Below are 18,612 nucleotides of genomic sequence, written 5' to 3' on the forward strand. Positions count from 1 at the left end.
ATCCGGGGCCGGTCCTCGTCCGCTCACCGCCCGGGGCGGCGGGCGGTGAGCGCGGCCGTGGCCACGCCGAACACGGTGATGGCGGCGATCCCGAAGGTCATGTACCGGGCCGAATCGACCGGGCTGTCCGCGCCCAGGTTGACCAGGGTGCCCGCCAGCGCGGACGTCACCGAGAAGGCGATCAGCTGGGTGGTGTTGACCGCCGCGGCGGCCTTTCCGCCCTCGGCCGGGTCGCTGCTGCTGCGCATCGCGGCCACGCTCAGGTGCGGGAAGGCCAGCCCGATCCCGGTGCCGGCGACGAACAGCGCCACCGCCCACAGCACCACCCGCAGGCCGGAGGCGTGCCCGGTCTGCAGCAGCCCGTAGGCCAGCAGACCGGCGACCAGCACCAGCGGGGCGGTGCGGATCGCCCGGGCCCGGCCGTGCACCGACTCGATGCCGACGCTGAACAGCTGGGCCGTCGTCCAGCCCGCCGACACCGCGGCGCCGAGGAAACCGGCCACCAGCGGGCCGAGACCGCCCAGCTCCTGGCCGAACAGCGGGATGAAGTTCTCCGCCACCACGCCGGCGCACAGCACCGCGACGGTCAGGTAGAGCCACTTCAGGGGGTTCCCGGCCCGGTAGGTCTGCCCGGGCAGGACCGTCGCCGCGCCGCCGCGCCGCTCGACCGCCACGAAGCCCACCAGCAGCACCAGACCGGTGAGGATGCAGACCGCCGTCGGGCCGCCGCTCGGGACGGTCGAGCTGACGCTGAACGCGGCCGCCGCCAGGGTGAGCAGCAGCAGCGAGGGCAGCGGCACCGGGCCGCTCCCCGCCCCCTCCCCGGACCGCTCGGAGCGGCCGGGCAGCACCCGGCGGGCCAGCACGGCCAGCACCAGCGCGGCGACCAGCAGCAGGACGTACGCCCCGCGCCAGGCCCCGAGCTGGGCGAACAGCCCGCCCAGCGACGGCCCGACCAGGGTGCCGACGCCCCACATCGCGGAGACCAGCCCGGCGGCCCTGGTCCACAGCCGCTCCGGCAGGGCGCTGCGGATCACGGCGTAGCCGAGCCCGGCGACCAGACCACCGCCGAGGCCCTGCACCACACGGCCGAGGATCAGCGCCGGCATCGAGGGGCTGAGCGCGTTGAGCACCGCGCCGGCGCCGAACACCAGGAAGCCCAGGACGTACGCCCGGGCGGCGCCCAGCCGGTCCAGCAGCCGGCTGACCAGCATCGAGGCGATGACGGCGGCCATCAGGAAGCCGGTCGCCACCCACGCGTAGTAACGGCCGCCGCCGATGTCGGCCACGATCGAGGGCATCAGCGCCGCGGTGAAGTAGAGGTTCATCGCGTACAGCGCGACACCGCCCGCGAGGATCGAGGCGGGGGCTGCGTATCGTCGGGAGAACAGTTCGCGCCATCCGCCGGAGGTCCCCTCGGACGGCGACTCCGCTGGGTAACTGTCCAGCTGAGCAACGGTCGTATCAGTCTTCACGGCAGATGATCGGGTCATGTCCGGTACCGTAGAACTTCAAGAGAACTTGAAGTCAAGGAGTCGCCATGACCACCGCGCCGGTCGATCTGCTGAGCGTCGGGGAGGTGGCCCGGCGGGCCGGGATCGCCACCTCGGCGGTGCGCTTCTACGAGGACCAGGGACTGATCTCCTCCGAGCGGTCGGCCGGCAACCAGCGCCGCTACCGGCGGCACGTGCTGCGCCGGATCTCGCTCATCCTGGTCGCCAAGCGGCTCGGCATCCCGCTCAGCGAGGTCGCCGAGGTCTTCACCGGCCTCCCCGAGGACCGGATGCCCGGCAAGCACGACTGGGAGCGCATCTCGCGCCGCTGGGCCGAGCAGCTGCGCGCCCGCCGACTGGAGCTGGAGCGGCTGGAGGGCGAGCTGACCGGCTGCATCGGCTGCGGCTGCGTGTCGCTGCGCCGCTGCCGGGTGCTCAACCCCGGCGACGAACTGGCCGCCGAGGGGCCCGGCCCGCGCCTCCTGCTGCCGGAGGAGTGAGGGACCGGGCTGGTGAGCACGTGCGTGAGCGGGCGAGCGGGCAAGCGGGCGGGACCGGTTGGAACCCGGTCGGACGCGGCCCTCGTAGGGTTCCCCGCCGCGCCCGACCGGGGGTCTCGGTGCCCGGCTCACACCGCCGGGCGGCCCCGGCTCACACCTCCGGGAAGTGGCAGGCCGCCTCCCGGGTGCCCGGGCCGGCGATCCGCAGCAGCGGCCGCTCCGTCCGGCACAGCTCCTGCGCCTTGGGACAACGCGGGTGGAAGGTGCACCCGGGCGGCGGGGCGGCCGGGCTCGGCGGGTCGCCGAGCAGCACGATCCGCTCCCTGGTCCGCTCCGCCTCCGGGTCCGGCAGCGGCACCGCGGAGAGCAGCGCCCTGGTGTACGGGTGCGCGGGGCTGCCGTAGACGTCGGCCTTGTCGCCGATCTCCACGATCCGGCCCAGGTACATCACCGCGACCCGGTCGCAGACCCGCTTGACCACCGAGAGGTCGTGCGCGATGAACACGTACGCCAGGCCGAGCTCCTGCTGGAGCCGCTCCATCAGGTTGACCACCTGGGCCTGGATGGACACGTCCAGTGCGGAGACCGGCTCGTCGGCGATCACCAGCCGCGGCGAGGTGGCCAGCGAGCGGGCGATCCCGATGCGCTGCGCCTGACCGCCGGAGAACTCGTGCGGGTAGCGGTCCAGGTGCTCGGGGATCAACCCGACCAGTTCCATCAGCTCGGCGGCCCGCTTGCGCGCGGCCGCCGCGCTCTCGCCCTGGACGAGCAGCGGCTCGGAGATGATCCGGGACACCGTCTGCCGGGGGTTGAGCGAGGAGTACGGGTCCTGGAAGACCATCTGCAGGTCTCGCCGGTGCGGGCGCAGCCGGGCCTGGGAGAGCCCGCCGATCTCGGTGCCGTCGAAGGTGACGGTGCCCGAGGTCGGGTCGAGCAGCCGGACGATCATCCGGCCGGTGGTGGACTTGCCGCAGCCGGACTCGCCGACCAGGCCGAGCGTCTCCCCCGCGCCGACGTCGAAGCTGACGCCGTCCACGGCCCGGACCGGCGCTCCGGGCCGCCCGGTGCGGCTGCGCCGGCCTGGGAAGGTCTTCACCAAGTCCCGTACGGACAGCAGCGGTTCCGTCGTCCCGGCGGGTCCGGTCATCCCCCTCGCTCCGGTCGTCCCTCCGGTTCCGGTCGTCCCGGCGGATCCGGTCATCACAGCACCCCTTCCGGCACCAGCGGCAGGTGGCAGGCGGCCTGGTGGCCGGGGGCGAGCGGGCCGAGCGCGGGGCGCTGGGCCAGGCAGCGGGCGTGCTCCTCGGCGGACGCGGCGGTGGTGCGGGCGCAGCGCGGGGCGAAGGAGCAGCCGGGGGCGGGGGCGATCAGCGACGGCGGGCTGCCGGGGATGGCCCGCAGCGGGGCGTCGTCGGTGTCGTCCAGGCGCGGCAGCGAGTCCAGCAGACCGCGGGTGTACGGGTGCGCGGGCTGCGCGAACAGCCGGTCCACCGGGGCCTGTTCGGCCGCCCGGCCGCCGTACATGACCAGCACCTCGTGGGCGACCCGGGCGACCACGCCAAGGTCGTGGGTGATCATCACGACCCCGAGGCCGCGCTCCTGCTGGATCCGGGCGATCAGGTCGAGGATCTGCGCCTGGACGGTGACGTCGAGCGCCGTGGTGGGCTCGTCGGCGATCAGCAGGTCGGGTTCGCAGGCCAGCGCCATGGCGATCATGACGCGCTGGCGCATGCCGCCGGAGAACTGGTGCGGGTACTCGTCGACCCGGCGGGCCGGCTCGGGGATGCCGACCTCGGCCAGCATCTCCACCGCGCGGGCCCGGCCCGCCTTGCGGTTGGCCCTGAAGTGCACCCGGTAGTGCTCGGCGATCTGCTCGCCGACGGTGTAGAAGGGGTGCAGGCTGGACAGCGGATCCTGGAAGATCATCGCGATCCGACGGCCCCGGACGGCGCCGAGCGCCTTCTCCCCGAGGCCGTTCAGCTCCTGCCCGTGCAGCCGGATCGAGCCGGTGACGGCCGCGCCGCGGTGCAGGCCCATGACGGCGAGCGAGGTGACGGACTTCCCGCTGCCCGACTCGCCGACCAGGCCGAGGGTGCGCCCGGCCTCGACGGCGAAGGAGATGCCGTCCACGGCCCGGACCGTCCCCCGGGGCGTGTCGAAGGCGACCTTGAGGTCCTCGACCTCCAGCAATGCGGTCATCAGTACCTCACTCTCGGGTCGACGAACGCGTAGAGCAGGTCGACCAGCAGGTTCGCCGCGACGATGAAGAAGGCCGCGAGCAGGGTGACGCCGAGGATGACGGGCTGGTCGGAACGGCCCAGGCCGTCGTAGAACAGCCGGCCGACGCCCGGCAGGCCGAAGATGGACTCCGTGATGACGGCACCGGCCAGCAGACCGCCGAGGTCCATGCCGAAGAGGGTGAGGATCGGCGTCATCCCGGCGCGCAGCCCGTGCTTGACGGTGACCGTCCGCGCCGGCAGGCCCTTGGCCCGGGCGGTGCGGATGTACGGCTCGGCCATCGCCTCGATCATCGAGTTGCGGCTCTGCCGGGCGTACATCGCCGCGTACAGCAGGGCCAGGGCGGTCCACGGCAGCAGCAGGTTGGAGGCCCAGGCGAAGGGGTTCTCGGTGAACTGGTGGTAGGAGGGGTAGGGCAGCAGCCCGGCCGTCCTGACGACGCCCCAGATCAGCATGATCGAGGTGAAGTAGACCGGCAGCGAGGCGGTGCCGACGGAGAGCACCATCAGCGTCCGGTCGACCGGCCGGCCCTTGCGCAGCGCCGAGGTGACGCCCGCGCCGAGGCCGAGGACCAGCCAGAGCACGGCCGCGCCGAGGGCCAGCGAGACGGAGACCGGCAGACGGTCGGTCAGCAGGTCCCACACCGGGAGCCCGTACTCGTAGGAGTAGCCGAGGCAGGGGAAGCCGCAGTGCACGGCGCTGGGCCCGGAGCCGTAGTCGCGGCCGGCGAAGATGCCGCCGAGGTAGGCGAGGAACTGGTCCCAGACCGGCTTGTCCAGGCCCATCGCGGCCTTGACGTCGGCCAGCCGCTCGGGGCTGCAGGTCTTGCCGCAGGCCGCCGCGGCCGGGTCGTTGGGCAGCAGGTAGAAGATGGTGAAGGTGATGGCGCAGATGGCGAGCAGGATGCCCGCCACGCCGAGCAGCCGGCGGCCGAGGTAGAGGATCACGACCGGCCTCCCCGGGGGTCGAGGATGTCGCGCAGCGCGTCCCCGAGCAGGGTGAAGGCGAGCACGGCGAGGAACAGGAAGGCGGTCGGGATCAGGAAGTACGTCGGGTCGGTCTCGTAGTGCACGATGCTCTCGGCGATCATCTGGCCCCAGGACGGGGTCGGCGGGCGGACGCCCACGCCGAGGTAGCTGAGCGCGGCCTCGGTGGCGATCATGCCGGGGACGAGCAGCGTGGTGTAGGCGATGATCGGGCCGGAGACGTTCGGCAGGATCTCCCGGGTGAGGATCCGCCAGGACCGGGCGCCGCCGACCTTGGCGGCCTCGACGTACTCGCGGTGCTTGAGCGACAGCGTCTGGCCGCGGACCACGCGGGCGATGCCGGGCCAGGTGAACAGGCCGATCACCAGGGTGATCAGCAGGATCCGGTTGACGTCCTTGGCCACCGACATCATCGCGATCATGAAGATCAGCGAGGGGAAGGACATCGTGAGGTCCATCAGCCGGGACAGCAGCGCGTCGGTGCGGCCGCCGAAGTAGCCGGCCGCGATCCCGGCCAGGGTGCCGGCGACCACGACGACCGCGGTCGCGGTGAAGGCGATCAGCAGGGACACCTGACCGCCGTGCAGCACCCGGGCGAACAGGTCGCGCCCGGTGATCGGCTCGACGCCCAGCCAGTGCCGGGTGCTGATGCCGCCGAAGTCGCCCCGGGGCAGGCCGCCCAGGTACGGGTCCACGGCGCGTTTGTCGAACTCCTCGGGGGACCAGCCGCCGAGCGAGCCCAGCGGCCCGGCCAGGGCGGCGGCCAGGACCAGCACGCCGACCGTGATCAGCCCGAACCGGGCCGAGCCCCTGGCCCACAGCTGGTCCCCGACCTGCCGCCACGGCCCGCGCCCGGCGGTCTTCGCGGCGCCCGCCGCCGTGGCGTCGGCCACGGCGACGGGCTCAGTGGTGGTACTCATCGCTGCCGGCCCCTCAGCCCTTGCCCTTGGCGGGGTCCTTGAGGCCGACCACGGCGAGGTCGATCATGCCGGCGTAGCCGGAGTTGCCGAACGCACCGGCCACGTTGGTGCCCACCAGCAGGGGGCGGCGCTGCCACATCAGCGGGACGGCCGGGGCCTTCTTCATCAGGTCCTCGTCCAGCTGCTGCCAGGCCTTGTTGGCCTCGTTGACGTCCGTCATGGCCGCGATCTGGTCCATCCGGTCCATCGTGGCCTGGTCGCGGAACTGGCTCCAGTTGCCCTGGTTGCCCTTCTCCTTGATGGTCCGTCCGTCGAACAGGAACGGGAAGAAGGTGGCGGCGGACGGGTAGTCCGGACACCAGCCCTGGATGATCAGATCGGGGGCGTTCTTGATGTCGCCGACGGTGTCGGTGAAGGCCGACGGGTCCGTGGTGTTGACGGTGACCTGCACGCCGACCTTGGCCAGCGACTGCTGGATCGCCTCGGCGCGGGTCTTGTCGCCGAGCGAGACGGTGAGCGTGACCTTCAGGTCGGTCTTGCCCGCCTCCTTGAGCAACGCCTTGGCCTTCTCCGGGTCGCCGGCCGCCGGGATCTTCAGCGGGTCGGCCTTGACGCCGCCGGTCAGCGACGGCGGCAGGTAGGAGGTCGCCACGTCGGTCACCGCCGGGCCGCCGAAGGCCGTCACCTGCGCCTCGCGGTCGACCGCCCACATCATCGCCTCGCGCACCTTCGGGTCGTCGAAGGGCGCCTTGGCGGTGTTCATGAACAGCATGTCGGTGCAGCCGGTGCGCTCGGCCGCCATGCGGGCCCTGACGTCCGCCTTGGGCATCACCTTGGCGACGGTCTCGTGCTGCATCCAGGGCATGTTGATGGCGTTGGCGTCGGCGCCGTCGCTGGCGATGATCCGGTCGTCGGCCTGGCCGCCCTTGATGCCCTGGGTGACCACGACCTTGTCCGGGTAGGCCTTGCGGACGGTGTCGGTGGCCTGGTCCCAGTTGGTGTTGCGGACCAGCACCAGCTGCTTGCCGCGGTCGTAGCTCTCGATCTTGTACGGGCCGGAGGAGAACGGCCGGGAGTCGTACTGGGTGCCCTTCTCCTGGGACTGCGGCACCGGGGAGAAGGTCGGCAGGGTGACGGTGTCCGAGAACTCGGCGACCGGGCGCTTCAGGTGGAAGACGATGGTCCTGTCGTCCGGCGTCTCGATGCTCGCCAGGTGCTCGCCCGTCAGCGGGCCCTTGTAGTTCTCGCCGCCCGCCAGGTACTGGATCGCGTAGTCGGGGCCGCCGGTGAGGTCCGGGGAGAAGGACCGCTCGACGTTGTACTTGATGTCGGCGGACTTGATCGGGCTGCCGTCCTCGTACTTGAGGCCCTCCTTGAGGGTGAAGGTCCACACCTTGCCGCCCTCGGAGGACTTGCCCAGGTCGGTGGCGAGGTCCGGGACGATCTCGCTGCCGGCGGCACCCGGTTCGGACTTGAAGGTGGTCAGGGTGCGGTAGAGCAGCCTGGTCCCGAAGTCCATGTGCGGGACGGTCCAGTTGCGGGCCGGGTCGAGGTGGGCGAAGTCCTGGTTGGTCAGGACGGTGAGGGTGCCGCCCTTGGCCGGCGTCCCGCCGATGATCGAGCCGCTCTCCGCGCCCGGGCCCTTGGTGCTCGACGGGGCCGCGTCACCGCCGCTGTCGCTCTTGTCGTTCGTGCAGGCCCCGAGGCCGAGGGTGATGGTCGCCGCGAGGGCCGCCGCGAGGGCGGCGTGGGTGCGCCTGGTCATGTGCAACTCCGCTGTGGGGGGCCTGATCCGGCCGCTCCGCTGTGTGACCCGTAACATAGTAATGTGAAATTGCACTGCACAAGAGGTGACGCCGCCCGTTACCGAGCTGTGTCCGTGCTCGCACCCCGCCCGTGCCCGCGCCACGCATCTCCCCAGCCCCGACTAGGAGTTCACCGGTGACCCTCCGCCAGACCAGCCTCACCACCGGGAGCCACGACCTCCCGGTCACCCCCGCCCTCGCCGCCTTCATGGGCACCCGATGGGCCGCCACCCCGCTCCCCGCCGACCGCCGCGTCCCCGGACACGACCGCTTCCCCGGCCGCCGAGCCCGCCTCTCCGCCGCCTTCCCCGGCGAACGGCTGATCGTCCCGGCCGGCCGGCTCAAGGTCCGCTGCAACGACCTCGACCACCGCTTCCGCCCGCACAGCGCCTACGTCTGGCTCACCGGACTCACCGGAGAGGACCAGGCCGACCACGTCCTCGTCCTCGAACCGGCCGGCCCCGAGGGCCACGAGCCGGTCCTCTACCTGCGCCCCCGCTCCCCCCGCGACGGCGGCGAGTTCTACCGCGACCGCCGCTACGGCGAGTTCTGGGTCGGCCCCCGGCCCGACCTCGGCGAAGCCGCCCGGCTCACCGGGGTGCGCACCCGACACCTCGACGACCTGGGCACCCTGCTCACCGGCCCCCAGCCGCCCACCCGGGTCCTGGCCGGCACCGACGCCCTGGTCGACGAGGCCACCGGGCGTCCCGGCCCCTTCGCCTACCCCGACGGCGAACTGGCCGCCGTGCTCTCCGAGTTGCGCCTGGTCAAGGACGAGTGGGAGGTCGGCCAGCTACAGCTCGCCGTCGACCACACCGTCACCGGCTTCGAGGACGTCGTCCGCGCCCTGCCCACCGCGCTGCGCCACCACCGCGGCGAACGCTGGATCGAAGGCGTCTTCGACCTGCGCGCCCGCGCCGAGGGCAACGGCACCGCCTACACCACCATCGCCGCCTCCGGCGCCCACGCCTGCGTCCTGCACTGGATCCGCAACGACGGCGCCCTCGACCCGAACTCCCTGCTCCTGCTGGACGCCGGCGTCGAGACCGACACCCTCTACGCCGCCGACATCACCCGCACCCTCCCGCTCGGCGGCACCTTCACCCCCGTCCAGCGCCAGGCCTACGAGCTCGTCCTCGCCGCCCAGAGCGCCGGCATCGCCGCCCTGCACCCCGGCGCCCGCTTCCGCGACTTCCACCGCGCCGCGATGCGGGTCATCGCCGAGGGCCTCGCCGACTGGGGCGTCCTGCGCGTCCCCGCCGACCAGGCCCTCGCCGAGGACAACGGCCTGTACCGCCGCTACACCCTCTGCGGCAGCGGCCACATGCTCGGCCTCGACTACCACGACTGCGCCGCGTCCCGCGCCGACCGCTACCTCGACGGCGTCCTGGAGGCGGGCATGGTCCTCACCGTCGAACCCGGCCTCTACCTCCAACCCGACGACGAGACCCTGCCCGTCGAGCTCCGCGGCCTCGGCATCCGCATCGAGGACGACCTCGTGATCACGGAGGACGGCGCCCACCTGATGTCGGGCGCCCTCCCGAGGACGGTCAGGGACATCGAGGCCTGGATGGCCACCCTGCTGGCCTGAACCCGCCCGCCCCGGGGCCGGAGCGGACGATCAGGCCGCCCTGATCGTCCGCTCGCCCTGCCGAACCGCCACCTCGACCTCACCGCCGATCGCGGCGGCGGACGCGCGCAGGTTGTCCAGGCTGTCCACCTGGCCGTGTTCGATCTGCGACACCCGCGCCCGGCTCACCCCCGTCAGTCCTGCTACCTGCTTCTGGGGCAGTCCAGCCGCCTTCCGCAGCTCAGCCGGCTCGTGGCCGCGAATCCGCGCCAGCGTCTCCTGCCGGATCCGCACCCGATCGGCCTCCGCTTCGAGTCTTCTCTTGTGCTCACCGCGTGCTTTCCGGCTCGATCCACTCCTGCGAGGGACGACACTCCCTGTCCGGCGTGCGCCGGGCGCACTACCCCTGTGCGGAGCGCCAGAGGTCGGTGACGATCGCCTCCGCCGGGCCGGAGCGGGCCAGGTGGTGGGCCGTGCCGGCCCAGAGGTGCATGGCTTCCGCGTCCTCGCGGCGGGTGGCGGCGGCGCGCAGCGGGGCGGTGAGGTGGTGGACCTCGGGGTAGGCGGGCGGGGCGTACGGGCCGTGGCGGTCGATGAAGGCGTTGCGCAGGCCCCGGGCCGGGCGGCCGGTGAAGGCGCGGGTGACGGTCGTCTCCGGGAGTTCGGTGAGCGCCGCCCGGTGTGCGGCCGAGGCGCCCGACTCGTCGGACCGCAGCAGGGCCGTCCCCAGCTGCACCGCGACCGCCCCGGCCCGCAGCGCCGCCGCCACCGCCGCGCCGTCGCCGAGCCCGCCGGCGGCGACCAGCGGCAGCCCCGTCACCTCCCGCACCGCGGGCAGCAGGCGGAGCAGCGGCACCTCCCCCGGCACGTCCGCGACCCGGTGGGTGCCCCGGTGCCCGCCCGCCTCCGGGCCCTGCACGCACAGCGCGTCCATCCCGACGGCCTCCGCCGCCCGTGCCTCCTCCGGTGTGGTGACCGTGCCGACCTGCAGCGTCCCGGCGGCCCGGAGCGCCGAGGCCTCCTCCGCCGTCGGCAGGCCGAAGGTGTACGACACCACCGGCACCGGGTCCGCGAGCAGCACGGCGAGCTTGGCCTCCCAGTCGTCCCGGTCCGGCTGTCCGCTCTCCTCCGGCAGCGTCACCCCCCACCGCTCGGCCTCGGGCTGCAGCCGCTCCCGGTAGGCGGCGACGGCCGCCCGGTCCCCCGGAGACGCGGGGACGAAGAGGTTCACCCCGTACGGCCGGTCGCTCGACTTCCGTACCAGCGCGATCTGTTCGGCCATCGCCGCGGCGCTCCGGTACCCCGCCGCGAGGAAGCCCAGTCCGCCGGCCCGGTTCACCGCGGCCACCAGCTCGGGGGTCGAGGCCCCGCCCGCCATCGGCGCGGCGATCACCGGCACGGCAAGCTCGTCGAGACGCACGGCCATCAGGGGCTCCTCACACTGCTGCGGGTACGGACCGACCTCCCACCCTACGCCCGCCCGTTCAACTCCGGCCCCCGCCAACGGATCCGCCGACCCGCCGAGGCCGGCCTGCGCCGCACCCCGGAAGCGGGCCGCCCGCGGAAGCAGCCTGCCCCCGGAAGCACCTGCCGCGCCCCTACCGGATCAGTCCCCGCCCCCGCGCCTCCCGCACCGCAGCCGTGCGCGAGTCGACGCCCAACTTGGTGTAGATGTGCACCAGGTGCGACTTCACCGTGGCCTGGCTCAGGTGCAGCCGCTGGCTGACCTGCTGGTTGGTGAGCCCGTCGGCGACCAGCCCGAGCACCTCGGTCTCCCGGGCGCTGAGTGCCGCTGCCGGCGTCCGCATGCGTTCCAGCAGCCGGTCCGCGACGCTGGGCGCCAGCGCCGAGCGCCCGGCCGCGGCCGCCCGTACGGCCTGGGCCAGTTGCTCCGGCGGCGCGTCCTTCAGCAGGTACCCGGTGGCGCCCGCCTCCAGGGCGGGCAGGGTGTCCGCGTCGGTGTCGTACGTGGTGACGACCAGGACCCGCGGCGCGCCCGCCCGGGCGGTGATGGCCGCCGTGGCCTGTGCGCCGTTCATGGCCGAGCCGGGTCCGAACTGCAGGTCCATCAGCACCACGTCGACGCCCTCCTCCGCGGCCAGCTCGACGGCCCGTTCGGCGGTCGCCGCCTCCGCCACGATCGCGAAGTCCGGTTCGCTCTCCAGCACGGCCCGCAGTCCGGCGCGCACCACCGGGTGGTCGTCCGCGATCAGCAGCCGGATCACGACGCCGCCTCCGGCCCCGGCACGGCCGGTCCGACCGGCCCGGCGGGCAGCTGCACGGCCACCGCCGTGCCCTCCCCCGGCGCGGACTCCACCGTGAAGGTGCCGCCGAGGGCCCGGGCCCGGGCCCGCATCGAGGGCAGTCCGAACCCGCCGTCCCCGCCGGTGCGGCCGGCGACCGCCGCCGGTTCGAACCCGGCCCCGTCGTCGAACACGTCCAACGCCACCTCGCCCTCCATGTAGCTGAGTGTCACCTCGGCGCACGAGGCCTTCGCGTGCCGGACGGTGTTGCCGAGCGCCGACTGCGCGATCCGCAGCAGCGCGACCTCGTGGGCGGCCGGCAGCCGGACCGGGTCGCCGGAGACGTGCAGTTTCACCGCCAGGCCGGTCTGCGCCGTCGTCGTCGCGCACAGCCGCTCCAGTGCGACCGGCAGCGGATCGCCGTCCAGCGCGGGCGGGGTGAGCGCGCGGACGAAGCGCCGGGCCTCGTCGAGGTTGTCCTGGGCGGCCTGCCGCGCCTGTTCGACGTAGCCGGCGGCGGCCTCGGTGCGCTCGGGCAGGGCCCGCTGGGCCGCCCGCAGCAGCAGCTGGATGGAGCTGAGGCTCTGCGCGAGGGTGTCGTGGATCTCCCGGGCGAGGCGCTCGCGTTCGGCCGTCACTCCGGCGGCGTGGTGGGCGGCGGCGAGGTCGGCGCGGGCGGCGGTGAGTTCGTCGATCAGCCGGCGCCGTTCCTCGCTCTCCCGGTAGAGCGCCTGGTAGCCGAGCACGGTGGCGGTGGCGACGGCCGCGCCGAGGGCGGGCCCGATCGAGGCGGCGAGGCTGAAGCTGTGCTGGTGCCAGGACCACGCGGCGATGGCCGCGGCGGCGGTCAGGGCGACTGCCACCAACCCGCCGCGCCGCCCGAGCAGGTGCAGTTCCAGGAAGTACAGCGGGAAGGCCAGCCAGACGCCGTCCTGGGTGGCGACCAGGACGCCCGCCCAGGTGACGCCGAGCAGGACCAGCCAGAGCGCGGCGGCCCGGCGCGAGCGGCGGACGGCGGCCAGCTGCGGCCCGACGGCGTAGACGGCGGCCATCGCGGTGGCCGCGGCGGCGACCGCCGCCGGGTCGCCGCCGCGGTCGGCGAAGACGGCCCGGGCGACGGCGAGTGCGAGGAGGCCCGCCACGAGCAGGTGCAGACAGACCTGGAGGACGCGGGCGACGGGGGTGGTTCTGGTTCGTTCGGTCGCCATCCCTCCAGCCTAAGTTCCACCCGCCGGGCCCGGCATCAATCAAAAGGTTGAGCTCCGCTTCTGCCCTTTGATGCCCAGGATGCATTCCCCGGCTCGATGCCTCCGGGCCCCCTGGTCCACGACGGTGGAAGCGTCGCAAAACACCCGTGCAGAGGAAGGCTCACCGTGTTCGTCGCCTGGAGGGACCTGAGGTTCGCCAAGGGGCGGTTCGCCCTGATGGGAACCGTCATCGTCCTGATCACCGTCCTGGTCGGCCTGTTGTCCGGTCTGACCGCCGGCCTCGGCCGCCAGAACATCTCCGCGATCACCGGCCTGCCCGCCGACCACCTGGTGTTCTCCAAGCCGGCCGACGGGCAGGAGCTGTCCTTCACGGACTCCCAGGTCACCCCCGAGCAGTGGCAGGCCTGGGCCCGCGAGCCCGGCGTCACCTCCGCCCAGCCGCTCGGCATCACCACCACCAAGGCCGCCGCCGGGCAGCGCACCGCCGCGCTCTCCGCCTTCGGCGTCCCGGACGGCTCCGGGCTCGCCCCGCAGGGCTCGCGGATCGCCCCCGGCCAGGCGGTGCTGTCGAAGACCGCCGCCGAGAACCTGGGCGGCCTGACCCCCGGCGCCGACTTCACGATGGCCGGGCACCCGCTGCGGGTCGTCGCGGTCGAGGGCGACGCCGCGTACAGCCACACCCCGGTCATCTGGACCGGCCTCACCGACTGGCAGCAGTTCGCCCCCGGCGGCACCGGCCACGCCACCGTCATCGCGCTCACCACCGCGAAGGGCGCCGACCTCGCCGCCGCCGACGCCCGCCACGGCACCGAAACCCGTACCCGCGACGACGCCCTCGCCGCGATCGGCGCCTACACCTCGGAGAACGGCTCCCTGCAGCTGATGCGCGGCTTCCTGTTCGCCATCTCGGCGCTGGTGATCGGCGCGTTCTTCACCGTCTGGACGATCCAGCGCAGCGGCGACGTCGCCGTCCTCAAGGCCCTCGGCGCCTCCACCCGCTACCTGCTGCGCGACGCGCTCGGCCAGGCCGTCCTGCTGCTGGTGCTCGGCACCCTGCTGGGCACCGCGGTCGCGGCGGGTTTCGGCGCGCTGATCGGCTCCGCCGTCCCCTTCGTCCTGGACGCCCCGACCGTCCTGCTGCCCGCCGCCGTCATGATCGCCCTCGGTGCGATCGGCGCGGCCCTGTCCATCCGCCGGATCACCTCCGTCGACCCGCTGACCGCCCTGGGGAGCGCCCGATGACCCTGGCCCTCGACCGCATCACCCTCACCTACCCGGACGGCGACGGCCGCCTCACCGCCCTGGACGACGTCTCGCTGACCGTCCCCGAGGGCTCGATCACCGCCGTCGTCGGCCCGTCCGGCTCCGGCAAGTCCAGTCTGCTGGCGGTGGCCGCCACCCTGATCACCCCGGACTCGGGGCGGGTCGTCATCGACGGCACCGACACCGCGGGCCTCAGCCGGGCGGACCTCACCGCACTGCGTCGTACGAAGATCGGCATCGTGTTCCAGCAGGCCAACCTGCTGCCCTCGCTCACCGCCGTCGAACAGCTCCAGGTGATGGCCCACCTCGACGGCCGCGCCCCCCGGGAAGCCCTCCCCCGCGCCCTGGAACTGCTGGACGCCGTGGGCCTGCGCGACCAGGCGGGGCGCCGCCCGCACCAGCTCTCCGGCGGCCAGCGCCAGCGCGTCAACATCGCCCGCGCCCTGATGAACGACCCCACGGTGCTGCTGGTGGACGAGCCCACCAGCGCCCTCGACCACGAACGGGGCGCCGCCGTCCTGGACCTGATCACCGAGCTCACCCACCGCCGGGCGACGGCCACCGTCCTGGTCACCCACGACCGGACCCACCTGACGGCCGTCGACCAGATCGCCGAGGTCCACGACGGAAAGCTGACCCTGCCGGCCGCCGTCGGCTAGGACAACGGGTCGGCCACGTCCAGGTCCACGGTCGTCCCGGGCAGCGTCACCCGCTGCCCGGGACGGTGAACGACCCGCTCCCGGCTGCTACCGCTACTTCTTGACGACGAGCACATCGTCCACCGAGAGCGTCACAGCAGCGCCAATCGATTCCGGCAGCGTGAACGACTGCCCGGGGTGATGGACGGCGTGCACCCGGTATTCGCCGTCCCGTGGATCAGTCAGGACCATGACCTTCTGGTTCTTGCGGTCGATGATGACGTAAACGGGCACTCCCGCTTCGGCATAGATCCCGGGCTTGACCTTGACGTCGGACAGGTGATTGGACGACGTGACCTCAGCAACCAGCCGAAAGATCACCGGGTCATAACAGTTGTGCTCGATCAGGTGGTCCTGGTAATCGGCATCGACAAGAGACAGATCAGGAATCGCATAATCGGACGGGCCCCCGGGGAGCCACATTCCCATTCCCTGAATCACTCGGGACGCCTCACCGTGAAGTCCGGCAGCCCACAGCGGGATCATGAGGTCGGTGAGCGTTTCCGCGTGCGGCCCGTCGGGAGGCGGTGTCACGGTGATCTGGCCTCCGATGATCTCGACCCTGTGGCCCACCAGCTGCTGAGAGATCAGCTCAGCGGCCTGCAGCAGCGTCGGCTGCTCCATGGGCTCTTCCACAGCTGCGGCGGACATGGAATTCCTCCTGACTGCCGATGTCGAAAACATCATCGTAGAACCCGGCGCCCTCCCACGCCCGATCGTCAGCCTTCACCCGGACGAGTGGTTTGACTGCCTACCGAGCGCGCAGGCGCAGCGCGGGGCGCTCCGGCTCGGCCGCCTCGTCCTGGCCCGCCCACAGCGAGCGGACGTGGCTGAGGTGCCGCGTCATGCAGGCCTCGGCCGCCTCCGCGTCGCCGGAGATCATCAGGTCCAGCAGCTCCAGGTGCTCCTCCGCCGAGGACACCAGCTCGCCGCGCTCGTCGAGGCGGTTGAGGCCGTACAGGCGCGAGCGCTTGCGCAGGTCGCCGACGACGTCGACCAGCCGTGCGTTGCCGGCCAGGCCGAGCAGGTCGAGGTGGAACTGCCGGTCGGCCTCCAGGTAGCCGATCAGGTCGTGCTTGCGCGCCGCCGCGACGATCGCCTCGGCCTGCGGGCGCAGCTGCTCCAGCTGGTCCTTGGTGGCGGAGCGCGTCACCCGGCCGACCGTCGGGACCTCGATCAGGGCGCGGATCTCGGTGTAGTCGTCCAGGTCGCGCTCGGTGAGTTCGGTGACCCGGAAGCCCTTGTTGCGGACGGCCTCGACCAGGCCTTCGCGGGCGAGGTCGAGCATGGCCTCGCGGACCGGGGTCGCGGAGACGCCGAAGTCGGCGGCGAGGGCGGGCGCCGAGTAGACGACGCCGGGGCGCAGTTCGCCGGAGATCAGGGCCGCCCGGAGTGCGTGGGCGACCTGGTCGCGAAGCCGCTCCTGGACGGAGATCAGGGTGCGGGATTTGAGGTCGGCCATGGTGTTCCTCCGGATGGGTGCAGAACACCAGCGTACAATGTCACGTTACGTTGCGTGCGCAACTGTCCGTGGTTCGAACGGTCCGTCAAGCCCGTCGAGGCTCATGGTGGCAGCGGCCGTCGGCCGTGACAACGGCCGACGGCACACGATCTGCCACTGCGGCCGGGGCTACGCCCGACGGAACTGCCCGACCAGCGTGGTCAGGCTCGCCGCGCCGTTCCCGGACTCCGCACCCCGCCGGAACGCCTCCGCCAGGAGGGCGGGCAGCGCGCCGTCCACCCCGGAGGCCTCCGCGGTGTGCCGGACGTGCTCGATGCTCGCGAGCGCCATCGTCACCCGGTCGACGTCCCCGCGGTGGTCGCCGGCGGCGATCCGCGGCGCGTAGAACGCCTGGAAGCCGGGCAGCGAGGCGGCCGTCGAGCTCAGGTGCGGCAGGAACTGCTCGGCCGTGATCCCGTTGGCCTCGGCGATCGCCGTGGCGTGCAGGTAGCCGACCAGGGAGGTCCAGAACAGGTCCATCTGGATCTGGTAGTACAGCTGCGCCAGTCCGGGGTCGTCGCCCCGGTAGTCGGCGCCGGTGAGCACCTCCAGGGCGACCCGGTGCCGCTGGAACAGCTCGACCGGCCCGCTGTAGAAGGTGGACGACCCGGGGCTGCCGATGCCCGAGGGCGGCACCTGCACACCGCCGGTCAGGTGCCCGGCGCCGAGCCCGGCGAGCCGGCGGGCGGCCTCGCGGGCCCGCTCGGGGGTGTCCGAGCTGAGGTTCACGACGGCCCTGCCCTTGAGGACCGGTGCCACGGCGTCCAGGACCGCGAACACCGCGCCGTAGTCGGTGAGGCTGAGCACGACCAGTTCGTTCGCCGCCACCGCCGCCTCCGCGCTCGGCGCCGACTCCGCCCCCCGGGCCACGAGTTCACCGTCCCGCCCGGCCGTACGGTTCCACACCGTGACGGCGTACCCGGCGTCCAGGTACGCCCCGGCCATGGCCCGCCCCATCGGGCCGAGCCCGATCACCGTCACCGACCGCTCCGACCGGTTCGACTTCTGCTGCCGCTCGACGGACATGCGCCTACCCCCTCCGCTAGAACGAACGCTCTATCCAGAACGCCGGAGCCGACGCTAACACAGCCCTGGAACGAACGCTCTATTCATTTCATCGGCTAGGATCACGCCGTGAAGACGCCCGATGCGCCCGATGCGCCCGAGACCCCCGCGAAGACCACCGCCGCCCCCGTCGGCACCCGCGAGCGGATCGTCCGGGCCACCTCCCGGCTGCTGCAGCGCCAGGGGTACGAGGGCACCGGGATCAAGCAGATCTCCCGCGAGGCCGGGGCCACCCTCGGCTCCGTCTACCACTTCTTCCCCGGCGGGAAGCAGGAGTTGGCCGCCGAGGCGATCCGGCACGGGGACGAGGAGTTCGCCGTCCTGCTGCGCGCCGGGCTCGGCTCCTCGGCGGACCTCGGCGAGGCGATCGTCGCCTGCACCACGATGCTCGCGCGGGAGCTGCGCGCCTCCGACTGGCAGGACGGCTGCCCGATCAGCAGCACCGCCCTGGAAACGGTCGGCCGCGCGCCGGGGATCGAGCAGGCCGTGGCCGAGGCCTTCGCCAACTGGCGGGCCGTCGTGGTGGAACACCTGGTCGCGGCGGGCATCGACGGGCAGGACGCCGGCGAACTCGCCGGCACGGTCATCAGCACCCTGGAGGGCGCCGAGCTCGCCGCCCAGATCGCCCGCAGCGAGGAGCCCCTGCTGGTCAGCGGCAAGCACCTGGCCCGGCTGCTCGCGACCTACTGCTGACCGCACCGCGGCACGCAAAAGGAGCCGGCCCGGCGGGAGATCCCTTCCCACCGGGCCGGCTCCGGCCCCACGACTCCCGACCACCGCCAGGAGCAACGGACTTGGGCATCGAGATCGCCCTGTACGACGCCCGCCCGAACAGCGGCCGGACCACCGGCCTGCTGCACCTGTCGGTCGACCACGGCGGCGCGCTCGCCGAAGCCCCGGCCGCGCACACCGGCCCGGCCGACCACCGGCTCGGCCGGATCGACCCGTACCGCGACACCCACCTCAACGAGCAGGACGCGGCGGCCGCCTTCGAGGAAGCCACCGCGCTGCTCGCCCGCTGCACCACCGAGGCGCAGCGGGCGGCCGTCCGCGACCTGCGCAACCTGTTCGCCAACTGCGCCGCGATACCGGGCAGTTGGATCTGCTTCATCGGCGACTGAG

The 18,612-nt window shown here is 73.0% G+C and carries 18 protein-coding genes and 1 pseudogene; 6 read left to right on the plus strand and 13 right to left on the minus strand.

Annotation, left to right across the window (positions count from 1 at the left end; translation table 11 throughout):
* Positions 1–23 precede the first annotated feature (23 nt).
* Positions 24–1,493, minus strand: a complete 1,470-nt coding sequence (locus ACZ7KX_RS27405) for an MFS transporter (RefSeq protein ID WP_470328778.1) — start codon at positions 1,491–1,493, stop codon at positions 24–26.
* 47 nt (positions 1,494–1,540) lie between these two features.
* Here ACZ7KX_RS27405 and soxR point away from each other — a divergent pair, with 47 nt between their 5' ends.
* Positions 1,541–1,993 (plus strand): redox-sensitive transcriptional activator SoxR, encoded by a 453-nt coding sequence (gene soxR / locus ACZ7KX_RS27410; RefSeq protein ID WP_470328779.1) that lies wholly within the window; start codon positions 1,541–1,543, stop codon positions 1,991–1,993.
* Positions 1,994–2,144: 151 nt separating this feature from the next.
* On the opposite strand, the gene ACZ7KX_RS27415 is transcribed toward soxR, so the two are convergent.
* The 5 genes from ACZ7KX_RS27415 to ACZ7KX_RS27435 are packed head-to-tail and all read right to left on the minus strand — an operon-like array spanning position 2,145 to position 7,902.
* On the minus strand, positions 2,145–3,140 hold the full coding sequence (locus tag ACZ7KX_RS27415; protein WP_470328780.1) for an ABC transporter ATP-binding protein: 996 nt from the start codon (positions 3,138–3,140) through the stop codon (positions 2,145–2,147).
* Between the two features lie 53 nt (positions 3,141–3,193).
* A complete protein-coding gene (locus ACZ7KX_RS27420; RefSeq protein WP_470328781.1) occupies positions 3,194–4,192 on the minus strand; it encodes an ABC transporter ATP-binding protein in 999 nt (332 codons plus the stop codon).
* The gene (locus tag ACZ7KX_RS27425; protein WP_470328782.1) at positions 4,192–5,178 is read right to left on the minus strand and encodes an ABC transporter permease; all 987 of its coding nucleotides are present in this window, start codon (positions 5,176–5,178) and stop codon (positions 4,192–4,194) included. The genes ACZ7KX_RS27420 and ACZ7KX_RS27425 overlap by 1 nt, the downstream gene beginning before the upstream one ends.
* A complete protein-coding gene (locus ACZ7KX_RS27430) occupies positions 5,175–6,137 on the minus strand; it encodes an ABC transporter permease (RefSeq protein WP_470328783.1) in 963 nt (320 codons plus the stop codon). Before ACZ7KX_RS27430 ends, ACZ7KX_RS27425 begins: the two co-directional genes overlap by 4 nt.
* A gap of 13 nt (positions 6,138–6,150) precedes the next feature.
* Positions 6,151–7,902, minus strand: coding sequence for an ABC transporter substrate-binding protein (locus ACZ7KX_RS27435; protein ID WP_470328784.1), 1,752 nt, complete (start codon positions 7,900–7,902; stop codon positions 6,151–6,153).
* Between the two features lie 176 nt (positions 7,903–8,078).
* Between ACZ7KX_RS27435 and ACZ7KX_RS27440 the strand changes: the two genes are divergently transcribed.
* Positions 8,079–9,533, plus strand: coding sequence for an aminopeptidase P family protein (locus ACZ7KX_RS27440; protein ID WP_470328785.1), 1,455 nt, complete (start codon positions 8,079–8,081; stop codon positions 9,531–9,533).
* A gap of 30 nt (positions 9,534–9,563) precedes the next feature.
* Here the strand turns inward: ACZ7KX_RS27440 and ACZ7KX_RS27445 are convergent.
* The 4 genes and pseudogenes from ACZ7KX_RS27445 to ACZ7KX_RS27460 form a co-directional block, all read right to left on the minus strand.
* A pseudogene (locus tag ACZ7KX_RS27445) lies at positions 9,564–9,809 on the minus strand (helix-turn-helix domain-containing protein); the annotation flags it as partial.
* A gap of 103 nt (positions 9,810–9,912) precedes the next feature.
* Positions 9,913–10,938, minus strand: a complete 1,026-nt coding sequence (locus ACZ7KX_RS27450; protein WP_470328786.1) for a nitronate monooxygenase — start codon at positions 10,936–10,938, stop codon at positions 9,913–9,915.
* 172 nt (positions 10,939–11,110) lie between these two features.
* Positions 11,111–11,737 (minus strand): response regulator transcription factor, encoded by a 627-nt coding sequence (locus ACZ7KX_RS27455; RefSeq protein ID WP_470328787.1) that lies wholly within the window; start codon positions 11,735–11,737, stop codon positions 11,111–11,113.
* Positions 11,734–12,963 carry a sensor histidine kinase gene (locus tag ACZ7KX_RS27460; protein WP_470328788.1) on the minus strand — a complete coding sequence of 410 codons (1,230 nt, stop codon included), beginning with the start codon at positions 12,961–12,963 and terminating at the stop codon, positions 11,734–11,736. Before ACZ7KX_RS27460 ends, ACZ7KX_RS27455 begins: the two co-directional genes overlap by 4 nt.
* A gap of 165 nt (positions 12,964–13,128) precedes the next feature.
* Between ACZ7KX_RS27460 and ACZ7KX_RS27465 the strand changes: the two genes are divergently transcribed.
* Both ACZ7KX_RS27465 and ACZ7KX_RS27470 read left to right on the plus strand, forming a co-directional pair.
* Complete coding sequence (locus ACZ7KX_RS27465) at positions 13,129–14,205, plus strand: ABC transporter permease (RefSeq protein ID WP_470328789.1); 1,077 nt, start codon at positions 13,129–13,131, stop codon at positions 14,203–14,205.
* Positions 14,202–14,885 (plus strand): ABC transporter ATP-binding protein, encoded by a 684-nt coding sequence (locus ACZ7KX_RS27470; RefSeq protein ID WP_470328790.1) that lies wholly within the window; start codon positions 14,202–14,204, stop codon positions 14,883–14,885. The genes ACZ7KX_RS27465 and ACZ7KX_RS27470 overlap by 4 nt, the downstream gene beginning before the upstream one ends.
* A 93-nt stretch (positions 14,886–14,978) precedes the next feature.
* Here the strand turns inward: ACZ7KX_RS27470 and ACZ7KX_RS27475 are convergent, their stop codons facing one another.
* The 3 genes from ACZ7KX_RS27475 to ACZ7KX_RS27485 all read right to left on the minus strand — a co-directional run bounded on the left by ACZ7KX_RS27475 (position 14,979) and on the right by ACZ7KX_RS27485 (position 17,451).
* A complete protein-coding gene (locus tag ACZ7KX_RS27475) occupies positions 14,979–15,575 on the minus strand; it encodes a Uma2 family endonuclease (protein ID WP_470328791.1) in 597 nt (198 codons plus the stop codon).
* A gap of 100 nt (positions 15,576–15,675) precedes the next feature.
* Positions 15,676–16,386 carry a GntR family transcriptional regulator gene (locus ACZ7KX_RS27480; RefSeq protein WP_396548312.1) on the minus strand — a complete coding sequence of 237 codons (711 nt, stop codon included), beginning with the start codon at positions 16,384–16,386 and terminating at the stop codon, positions 15,676–15,678.
* Positions 16,387–16,554: 168 nt separating this feature from the next.
* A complete protein-coding gene (locus ACZ7KX_RS27485) occupies positions 16,555–17,451 on the minus strand; it encodes an NAD(P)-dependent oxidoreductase (RefSeq protein WP_470328792.1) in 897 nt (298 codons plus the stop codon).
* Between the two features lie 108 nt (positions 17,452–17,559).
* Between ACZ7KX_RS27485 and ACZ7KX_RS27490 the strand changes: the two genes are divergently transcribed.
* Both ACZ7KX_RS27490 and ACZ7KX_RS27495 read left to right on the plus strand, forming a co-directional pair.
* On the plus strand, positions 17,560–18,183 hold the full coding sequence (locus ACZ7KX_RS27490) for a TetR/AcrR family transcriptional regulator (RefSeq protein ID WP_470328793.1): 624 nt from the start codon (positions 17,560–17,562) through the stop codon (positions 18,181–18,183).
* Between the two features lie 101 nt (positions 18,184–18,284).
* Positions 18,285–18,611: a hypothetical protein gene (locus tag ACZ7KX_RS27495; protein WP_470328794.1), complete on the plus strand. Its 327-nt coding sequence runs from the start codon at positions 18,285–18,287 to the stop codon at positions 18,609–18,611.
* Position 18,612 lies beyond the last annotated feature (1 nt).

Source organism: Kitasatospora sp. NPDC038210, assembly GCF_055600605.1.

Excerpts from the sequence above, each read along its gene's own strand:
- ACZ7KX_RS27405 (WP_470328778.1), bottom strand. The coding sequence starts at position 1,493 with ATGACCCGATCATCTGCCGTGAAGACTGATACGACCGTTGCTCAGCTG.
- soxR (WP_470328779.1), top strand. The coding sequence starts at position 1,541 with ATGACCACCGCGCCGGTCGATCTGCTGAGCGTCGGGGAGGTGGCCCGG.
- ACZ7KX_RS27415 (WP_470328780.1), bottom strand. The coding sequence starts at position 3,140 with ATGACCGGACCCGCCGGGACGACGGAACCGCTGCTGTCCGTACGGGAC.
- ACZ7KX_RS27420 (WP_470328781.1), bottom strand. The coding sequence starts at position 4,192 with ATGACCGCATTGCTGGAGGTCGAGGACCTCAAGGTCGCCTTCGACACG.
- ACZ7KX_RS27430 (WP_470328783.1), bottom strand. The coding sequence starts at position 6,137 with ATGAGTACCACCACTGAGCCCGTCGCCGTGGCCGACGCCACGGCGGCG.
- ACZ7KX_RS27435 (WP_470328784.1), bottom strand. The coding sequence starts at position 7,902 with ATGACCAGGCGCACCCACGCCGCCCTCGCGGCGGCCCTCGCGGCGACC.
- ACZ7KX_RS27450 (WP_470328786.1), bottom strand. The coding sequence starts at position 10,938 with ATGGCCGTGCGTCTCGACGAGCTTGCCGTGCCGGTGATCGCCGCGCCG.
- ACZ7KX_RS27460 (WP_470328788.1), bottom strand. The coding sequence starts at position 12,963 with ATGGCGACCGAACGAACCAGAACCACCCCCGTCGCCCGCGTCCTCCAG.
- ACZ7KX_RS27470 (WP_470328790.1), top strand. The coding sequence starts at position 14,202 with ATGACCCTGGCCCTCGACCGCATCACCCTCACCTACCCGGACGGCGAC.
- ACZ7KX_RS27475 (WP_470328791.1), bottom strand. The coding sequence starts at position 15,575 with ATGTCCGCCGCAGCTGTGGAAGAGCCCATGGAGCAGCCGACGCTGCTG.
- ACZ7KX_RS27480 (WP_396548312.1), bottom strand. The coding sequence starts at position 16,386 with ATGGCCGACCTCAAATCCCGCACCCTGATCTCCGTCCAGGAGCGGCTT.
- ACZ7KX_RS27485 (WP_470328792.1), bottom strand. The coding sequence starts at position 17,451 with ATGTCCGTCGAGCGGCAGCAGAAGTCGAACCGGTCGGAGCGGTCGGTG.